At 70.7% G+C, this 1,670-nt stretch carries 1 protein-coding gene; it reads right to left on the reverse strand.

Translation table 11 applies throughout. From position 1 onward, the window contains the following. Window positions 1–143: 143 nt before the first annotated feature. On the reverse strand, window positions 144–1,580 hold the full coding sequence (locus ACIO92_RS34105; RefSeq protein ID WP_402284411.1) for an IS1380 family transposase: 1,437 nt from the start codon (window positions 1,578–1,580) through the stop codon (window positions 144–146). Between the last annotated feature and the right edge of the window lie 90 nt (window positions 1,581–1,670).

Here is a 1,670-nt window from a genome sequence, read left to right on the forward strand (position 1 = left end):
AGCCTCGCCGTTTCAGTTGCGGCTGCTGGGTAGCCGGGCAGAGTCGTTGGGGGCGGTGCTGGTTGGTGGGCATGGTGAGGGCCCGGCGCGGTGGTCGGGTTCTCCAGGGTTCCTCGGGTCGTGGGTGGTCGGGGGCATGCCGGTCAGCCGGCCGGGCGGGGCAGGGCCGCGAGTCGGTGGAAGGCGGCGGCGAGTTCGTGTCGCCAGGGCCAGGTGGCGGAGATTCGCAGGTGGAGGCGGCGGCCGCCGCGGGTGAGGCGGGCGGCGATGTGCAGCAGCCGGTAGCGGAGTTTCTTGGGCTCGGCGTCGGCCAGCTCGCCGTCCAGCAGCAGGACGCGGGTCCAGGCGAGGAGGTCGATCGCTGCGAGGCTGAGTTCGAGCCAGGCCGCGTTGATGGCGAAGTGGCGGGAGGGGAAGCGGCCGAATCCGGTGTCCTTGCCGCGCCGGATGTGGTCTTCGACGGTGGCGTGTCCGCGGTGGCGGACCTCCAGGAACTGGGCGGAGCCCTGGCCTGAGTAAGGGGTGTCGGTGAGGAACACCTGGTGCCGCAGGCCCTCGTCCTGGTCGAACAGGGAGAGTTGGGCGCCGGGGTGTGGTCGCTCGCGGCGCACGATGATGCGGGTGCCGGCCGGATAGCCGGTCAGCTCCATCATCCCGGTCAGCTCGGCGACCTCGGCGCCGGCACGGAGCGAGCCGTCCTGGTCCAGAGCGGGATGCCAGAGACGGTCGGGCATGGCTCGGATCGCGTGGCGGACCGGCTCGGTGACCGCGTATCCGACGGAGAAGAAGGTGCGGATTCCTCGTTTCCGCACGTCTCGGACGTGGGTGAGGAAGGCTTTCGCGGATCCTGCGCTGTCGGTGCGGACGAGGATGTCGGTGCCGTGCCGGTGGGCGTCGGGGATCTGTGCGAGAGCGTCGTCCAGCACCGCGATGTGATCGGCGGCGGTGTTGGCTCCGGCGTTGCCGGGACGCAGGCGCCCGGACATCGCCTCGCCGGTGTTGGCCAGGAAGCACATCAGCGGGTGGAAGCCGAAGCCGCCCTTGTAGGTCGGGGCGGCCTGGTCCTTCTGCGAGTGGCAGGTGATCAGCGTGGCGTCGAGATCCAGGACGAGCCCGGGCAGTGCACGTCCCCCGGCCCGGGCTGCGGGTATGCCCTCGCCCCGCTCGGCGGCCTGCAGCCAGGCCACCTCCCGGGCTTGGGCGCGGGCTGATCGCAGCCGGTCCAGTACCCGTTCGTCGATGGCGGCCAGCAGCCGCCAGGCCGTCGGCGTGGAGGCGACCGGGCCGAACACCTCGCGCTGGTCCCGCAGAACGGCCAGTTCCGTGATCGTCTCGCCGCCGTCGGCGAGCATCACCGCGAGATCAACGGCGATCCGGCCCGGGTCGTGACCGGTGCCGCGTGGCCGAAGTGGTCTGAGCGCGGTGGAGTACGCGGCGGTCAGCCCGGCGGCATCGGCAAGATCCGCCAGCAACCGTGCCCCGGCGTGAGCAACCACCCCCGCACCGTCAGCGGAGACATGGAGCTTGGGACGCGAACCGATACCCTGCACGCAGAAAGTGCCTTCCGTCTGGACCGACAGAACCCCTCGACAAGGTTCATCGTCCCAGCTCAGAAGGCACTTTCGCGTTGCCGCACAGAAATCGGCCCCGCACCAAGTGAAACGGCGAGG

The organism is Streptomyces sp. NPDC087215 (assembly GCF_044744885.1).
GTDB lineage: Bacteria > Actinomycetota > Actinomycetes > Streptomycetales > Streptomycetaceae > Streptomyces.